The sequence below is a fragment of the Mesorhizobium sp. M1322 genome (assembly GCF_040318085.1).
GTDB lineage: Bacteria > Pseudomonadota > Alphaproteobacteria > Rhizobiales > Rhizobiaceae > Mesorhizobium.
Genome location: NZ_JAMYLP010000160.1, coordinates 1 through 6,353 on the forward strand (window position 1 = coordinate 1; position 6,353 = coordinate 6,353).

The following is a 6,353-nucleotide window of genomic DNA, read 5'->3' on the forward strand; positions in this document are numbered from 1 at the left end:
CAATCCGATCGAGCGCCTCAACGGTGAGATCAAGCGGCGCACCGAGGTCGTCGGAATCTTCCCGAACGACGATGCGATCGTGCGCCTGGTCGGCGCAATCCTGCTCGAACAGAACGATGAATCGGCAGTGCAGCGGGCCAGATATATGACCCTGGAAACGATCAGCCAGATGAGCGATGATCCCCTGATCAGCCTGCCAGCCGTGGCGCGCTGATCTGCCCGGCCCATGCCGGAGAGCACGGCGACCAATGCCGCCAGCTACACCACGCCCTGGGACACGATCCTCGGCCTGACGCCGAAACTGAACGAGTCTGGTGAAAGTAAACGGGTCGGGCGGGTATCCTGTTGTGGTGACGCGATGATGCGATCCCTGCTTTACGAAGCAGCGCAAGTCCTGCTGGCTAATGTCAAGAAATGGTCTTGGCTAAAAGCCTGGGCGATGAATATCGCCAAACGCCGCGGCAGGCAAAGGCGATTGTAGCCTTGGCCCGGCGGCTTGCGGTGATCATGCATCGCATGTGGAGTGACGGAACCGAATTCTGCTGGACACGGGAGAGCTTGCCTGTTGCTGCGTAATTAGCAACCAGGATAGGGAGAACCAAAGGAGACAATAAGATTCCGCCGCCGGTGGAAAGATGAAAGATGTCCTTCGCAGGACGATGGATGGGGTGAGTTCGCGTGGTTGTCTGTTGCGGTCGCATATTGCGATCAGGGTCGCCGATTAGATTGTTCCGTCCCATTCTTCTGGTCCCATAATGGGAGGGCCACAAAGGCCGAGACCGGAGAGAAGCGCGATGCTGCGAAGGCATTAATCACCATTGGGGCGGATAGTCAGAAGGCGCTTGACCTCACCACGCCAAATAGAGAAGACAACTCCATCAATCGAGATGGCCTATCTCAAACTCAAGGCCGCGGCTACGAAAGAAGGCGGCAAAACCTTCGACACTCTGCGAGGGCTCTCGGCGATATCTGTCACCTGTTCGAGCCATCAGAATGCAAAAACTTCTTCAAAGCTGCCGGATATGAGCCAAATTAATCGCGACACGCTTTAATTATGGAAAACCGAACTGCATTGTGGCGAGCACATAGGTGCGGAAGGGTGATTCAATATCCGGGTGGATGTTGCCGCGGCGCATAGCCTTGGACGTCACGACCTCGGTAATTCCAATTGAGTCCAGCCAATCCGCGAGCCCGGACTGCTTACGAAGATCTACCCGAAAAAATGCGCCGATGCGGTGTGAAAACAGAAAGGACAATAGGCACCTTGCTTCTTCGGTGCTACCTCCGACGACTGGCCCAGCGACTTCGCCACGCCCGTACCGTAGCATTGTGGCATAACCCGCTACCTTCCCCCCATGCCGGATGACGGCGAATACTCCCCTGTTCCAAAGGGTGGATATCAAGGTGCGGCGATCTATTCCCGTGGCGCTTCGATCGATCTCCGCAATCTGCTCAAAATCATGTCGGGTTGCCCATTCAGCCCCACCCGGGTCCTCCTCGCCTTCAACTATTCCTTCATGAGTGGATACGACTTCCAACTGATCAAATCCGAGTTTGCGGTAGAGAATCTCCCCATCAGGCGATGCTATGAGGCGGCATTCACGCCTGCCCGCTTTTTCTAGGGCGAGCTTCATGAGCTGACTGCCCAGCCCCTGGCCACGCATCTTTTCGTCCACAATCAGAAGCCCGATAGTTGCGACCTCTCCAAAGTAGGTCATGCACATCGTTCCGACCACATGGTTGTTCATAATCGCTACATAGCCGCAGCCTAAGCCCAGCAGCATCGACAAATCATTCCTGCGGTGGCTCCACCCGACCTGAGCCGTGAGCTTCAGCGTCTGGTTGAGATGTACGCTTCGGAAATTGGCGAACTCGATTTCGGTGCTCCGCATAGCCTTTTCCTCTTCTGTGTAAGTCTTGATCTCGCAAGCGTCAGCAATGCCGCCGGACCGCTCGGCGTCTCCAGAAAGCGGTTGGTGCCGCCCGCGCGAGATTCTTGGGCAGGTCCAGCGTTCGCAAGCGATAGACACTACATCGAATGGCTGCATCGCCCGTCGCTGTTCAAAGGGCAACGGGCGTGCCAAATTGAAGAACGGTGTTCTTTCAATGCGTCAGGGTTCGCGTCTCATTCTCCCAGTTTGCTTATCCGGACCGGAGTTCCCCCGGCTAGACCGCGCAAGCTTCGCCTGGCGCACCATGAAATTCCTGACAGTCCCGCCGACGAGCCCGCAAGCCCGGCGTTGCCAAATAGCCCTTGTTCTCGATCGCCCAGGTCACGGCGTTCCTCCTCGACCCAAGCGTCTGAAGTTTTCCGAGCATCTCGCTCAAGGTCAAGACGTCGAGCATGGGATCGGCCAACAGGTCTGCCCATGGGCACGGCCTCAACTGAACGCCCATAGCGGCCACCCGTGCCGGCTTAGTCCCACACGCTATTAGAACTATGTTCGTGGGGTGAAGGTGGCCCGCGGTAAGCTGAATTCGGGCGTTGCTCTGATAGGCCGGAGCCTTGCCCCCATGGTGCCCAAGCGTGCGGGCGATCGGGCAAAGACAAACCGCGCCGGGATGTCCTAAGTCTGGCGCGCCTGCACCGCGCAGGCGAACTGACCCGATCTGGGTTCCTGATGAAGGCCATGAGGCGATCTGCGACCTGGTGCGGGGCCCGCGAGGCGGCGACGCGCTGAAGAGGCGGCCAGCGTCGCGCTGAAATAGTCACGTTAGCAACTGTTGCGTCGCGGCCGTCTCGGTCTCATGCCGTCGGAAAGCTCAACGGGCGAACGGGCAAGCGCGGTGGCATCATAAAGGCAGGCAGCACAAGGGCCAGAAGGGTGCTCATAGAAGGCGCTTGGTATCGCTTCCCCGCACGTGTAAGCCCAACGGTTCAGTCACCACTGGAGGGTTACTAAGGACCGTTCGAAGATTGCTAAAGGCCAATGAGACTTTGTGCTCGCTATCGAAAGCTGGTGGCGGCAGGGTCCGCTGTGGTAAGACTTCAAGCTCTGCGCTTTCGAGTCCCAATTGTCAGAAGTCGCACAATGTCGTGCCGTTGCCGACATGTCGATCAGAGCGGAAATCGCCTATTGGTTGAAATAACAACTTCTTCAGTTTGGTATAGCGTTTGCACATTGTAGTGCCAGGCTTACGCTTCGCGCCGCCAGCACAGGCTGGCTTGGCTCGGGATTCGATGTCAAATGCAAGAGAAGAACAGGGAATACTCCTGCGGAGAGCAGCAGGTTGGTAGTATTCCGGCTACCCCACGACCGGGTCCTCTGGCGGGTTCAAGTCTGAACGGCCGCCAGCCCTACGTTACACAGCGGGCCTTTGCACTTGTCGACACAACCGCGCCTCAACCTTAGTCGCTCGCTGCGAGGAGCAATGGACAGAAAGCCAAAGAAGATGTGGGTTTATTGCGCCTGGATAAGACAATTAGGACGAAAGCCGCCTGTGGAGACTGATACTGTAGCAAGACGGCTACCGATGCGTCCCACAGGGCGGGACACTATGCCTGAACATCTTAGGAGACTGCCATGGCAGAAGTGAAGTATTTTCGCCCTATCGGCTTCGAGCGGAGATTTAACGACCGGGGTACATCCGTACACGAGTATATCAATGAGCAAGACCACCCGGCGTTTTCCTGCGGCATCACCTCTTTTCGAGATTCGGACTTCGATTGGACCCTTTGGTACGACGAGATGCTGATTTGCATTGATCCAGGAGGACTCCTCGAGGTCTCAGCGGATGGCAATGCCTACTCGCTCGCAAAGGGTGATTGCATATGGCTTCCGAATGGTACCTCTGCGAGATATCGGTCGATCGGCCTTGCGTTGGTATATTGGGTAATTTCCCCGGCCGACTGGAGAAAGGATGCCCGATATATCCGATATCGCAAAGACCGAGAATAGCGACTTTCGTGACTGGCGATGCACCGAGCTCGTTCGCCGCGAGATCGTCCGGGAGCGTTTGATCCTCGGCCGATGGTCCGGGCACCCCTCCTCTGGATTGCCATAACGGGTGACGTTTTGTATGCTTGGTGCTCGGCGAAGTATAATAATCAGCTACTGTCAACGAGCAACTTGCTCAAGTCTGTAGAAATGTAAATATAGCAGAAAATCTCGCCGGCTACCCGGAGTTGCCCTAAAGCGGGTCATTTAGTTTGAAGAGGATCCATCACTCATCAGAAACGGCCAATGCCTTCACAGAACACATTCACAACCATTTATGTACTGTTCGTCTCGAAGGATCAGGCGATCCAGAACTCCGTGACTGCCTCCAAAAGACAGTCTTGAGTCTGACTTGCTCAGCCCTGGGAGACATGGGAGCCTACGCCTCCTATGCCTCGAAACTCTGCGCCCGCCGAAGAGAATACGCTTTCATCCTGCGCCGATAACTGAAAATTAACGGAAAACGTTCCCTCGTGCTAGATTCTCCATAGGCACACTGGCCCAACGATAGTGAACGAATATGGAGGGCATGAAGAATGAGCAATAACTCGTTAAGTCGCCGTTCGGTCATGAAAGCGATGATCTTGGGATCTGCAGTTCCATGGACTTTAAACTCAGGGTTGGCCGCCGCATCCTATAGCGATCACATCGTTGCGTATCGGCGCGGGCATCGCCCCCGATACGTTGAGCCGGTTCATCTCCTGGAGTAACTGGTGGCCGCTGGCTTATACTGATCGGCGGGGGTTCGCTAAATCTTGGTCTGTAGCCGACGATGACGTGACGTGGACTTTCAAAATTTGGCCTGGAATGAAGTGGTCGGATGGCCATCCTGCCGCAGCCAATGATGTAACATTCACATACAATTATCTGCTCAAATCGATAGGCACACCTGACGAACTAAACAGTGGCTTCAACGACACGAGCGGCCTTGATCTAGTCCAATCGATGACGGCCCTGGATGCGGAAACTGAACCGCCCCGGGTTGATCGGAGGCTCCAGCTCCTGAGAAGGTGGAGCCATGACAAGCAAGACGACCAACAAGTTCTCTCCCGAGGTCCGAGCCCGTGCGGTGCGGCTGGTTCTGGATCACGAAGGCGAGCATGCCTCGCGGTGGGCGGCGGTCTCGTCGATCGCCGCCAAGATCGGCTGCACGGCGCAGACGCTGCATGAGTGGGTGAAGAAGGCCGAGCGCGACAGTGGCGTGCGAGCCGGTGTGCTTACGGATGTGGCGACGAAACTCAAGGCTTTGGAACGCGAGAACCGCGAGCTTTGCCAGGCCAACGAGATCCTTCGCAAGGCTTCCGCGTATTTTGCCCAGGCGGAGCTCGACCGCCGGTTCAAGCCATGATCGCGTTCATCGACGATCACCGCGAGGCGCATGGGGTCGAGCCGATCTGCAAGGTGCTGCCGATCGCCCCGTCGACCTACCACGACCATGTCGCCAAGCGCATCGATCCCTCCCGCTGTCGGCTCGGATGAAGCGGGATGAGGCTTTGAAGGATGAGGTCCGACGCGTGTTCGAGGCTAACTTCCGCGTCTATGGCGTTCGCAAGATCTGACGGCAGTTGCAACGCGAGGGCTTCGATGTCGCCCGATGCACGGTTGCCCGCCTGATGAAGGCCATGCGCCTCGAAGGCATCATCCGCGGCAAGCCGATCCGCACCACGGTGAGCGACAAGGCGGCACCATGCCCTCTCGATCACGTTAATCGCCAGTTCCATGCCCCGGCGCCGAACATGCTGTGGGTCTCCGACTTCACCTACATCGCGACCTGGACGGGCTTCGTCTATGTCGCCTTTGTCATCGACACCTATGCGCGAAGGATCGTCGGCTGGCGGGTAAGCCGGACGGCGCATGCCAGCTTCGTTCTGGACGCTCTGGAATAGGCTCTCCATGATCGGCGGCCCGTGCAGGGAGGCGGGCTCATCCATCACAGCGATAGAGGCAGCCAATACGTCTCTATCAGATACACCGAGCGCCTGGCGGAGGCCGGCGTCGAACCTTCGGTGGGCAGTGTCGGCGACTCTTACGACAATGCTCTCGCCGAAACGATCAACGGTCTTTACAAGGCCGAGGTGATCCATCGACGCCGACCCTGGCGCTCATTCGAGGCCGTCGAGTTCGCCACGCTCGAATGGGTCGACTGGTTCAACAATCGCCGGCTGCTGGAGCCCATCGGCAACATCCCGCCGGCCGAAGCCGAGGAACGCTACTACGCCATGTTGGATGAACCAGCCATAGCCGCGTGACTCAAACGAAACGGCCTCCGGAAAACCCGGGGCGGTTCATTTCCCACTCTTTTTCCGACGGTTCAAGATCAGACAGAGCAGCTTGGTCGCAGCATCGTCGCTGCGGAAATGGCCCCTGGCCCTGGCAGCCCGTCGAAGTTTCGAGTTCAACGCCTCTATTGAGTTC

4 protein-coding genes, 5 pseudogenes and 1 other annotated feature are annotated in these 6,353 nt (G+C 57.2%); of the genes and pseudogenes, 6 read left to right on the forward strand and 3 right to left on the reverse strand.

The annotated features are described in order from the left end of the window. Positions 1-214, forward strand: a 214-nt coding sequence (locus tag NKH12_RS29540; protein ID WP_352956353.1) for a transposase, incomplete at its 5' end; no start/stop codon positions are given. 66 nt (positions 215-280) lie between these two features. Continuing rightward, positions 281-576 (forward strand): annotated as a pseudogene (locus tag NKH12_RS29545) (transposase); the annotation flags it as partial. A gap of 476 nt (positions 577-1,052) precedes the next feature. Here the strand turns inward: NKH12_RS29545 and NKH12_RS29550 are convergent. Together NKH12_RS29550 and NKH12_RS29555 are read right to left on the reverse strand one after the other, a co-directional pair. After that, a complete protein-coding gene (locus tag NKH12_RS29550) occupies positions 1,053-1,892 on the reverse strand; it encodes a GNAT family N-acetyltransferase (RefSeq protein ID WP_352956354.1) in 840 nt (279 codons plus the stop codon). Positions 1,893-2,216: 324 nt separating this feature from the next. After that, a pseudogene (locus NKH12_RS29555) lies at positions 2,217-2,361 on the reverse strand (IS3 family transposase); the annotation flags it as partial. 165 nt (positions 2,362-2,526) lie between these two features. Between NKH12_RS29555 and NKH12_RS29560 the strand changes: the two are divergent. From NKH12_RS29560 to NKH12_RS29580, 4 genes and pseudogenes are all read left to right on the forward strand, one after another. Then, positions 2,527-2,656 (forward strand): annotated as a pseudogene (locus NKH12_RS29560) (IS110 family transposase); the annotation flags it as partial. An 868-nt stretch (positions 2,657-3,524) separates the two neighbouring features. Then, a complete protein-coding gene (locus NKH12_RS29570; protein ID WP_352956355.1) occupies positions 3,525-3,899 on the forward strand; it encodes a EutQ-related cupin domain-containing protein in 375 nt (124 codons plus the stop codon). 816 nt (positions 3,900-4,715) lie between these two features. Continuing rightward, the gene (locus NKH12_RS29575) at positions 4,716-5,108 is read left to right on the forward strand and encodes an ABC transporter substrate-binding protein (RefSeq protein ID WP_352956356.1); all 393 of its coding nucleotides are present in this window, start codon (positions 4,716-4,718) and stop codon (positions 5,106-5,108) included. Then, positions 5,008-6,187: pseudogene (locus NKH12_RS29580) on the forward strand (IS3 family transposase). Before NKH12_RS29575 ends, NKH12_RS29580 begins: the two are co-directional and overlap by 101 nt. Beyond that, positions 5,241-5,357, forward strand: a sequence feature (AL1L pseudoknot). (Overlaps the previous pseudogene by 117 nt.) Before the next feature lie 39 nt (positions 6,188-6,226). On the opposite strand, the pseudogene NKH12_RS29585 reads toward NKH12_RS29580, so the two are convergent. Further along, positions 6,227-6,353: pseudogene (locus NKH12_RS29585) on the reverse strand (transposase); the annotation flags it as partial.

Coding starts and splice junctions, on each gene's coding strand:
- NKH12_RS29550 (WP_352956354.1), bottom strand. CDS start 1,892: ATGCGGAGCACCGAAATCGAGTTCGCCAATTTCCGAAGCGTACATCTC.
- NKH12_RS29570 (WP_352956355.1), top strand. CDS start 3,525: ATGGCAGAAGTGAAGTATTTTCGCCCTATCGGCTTCGAGCGGAGATTT.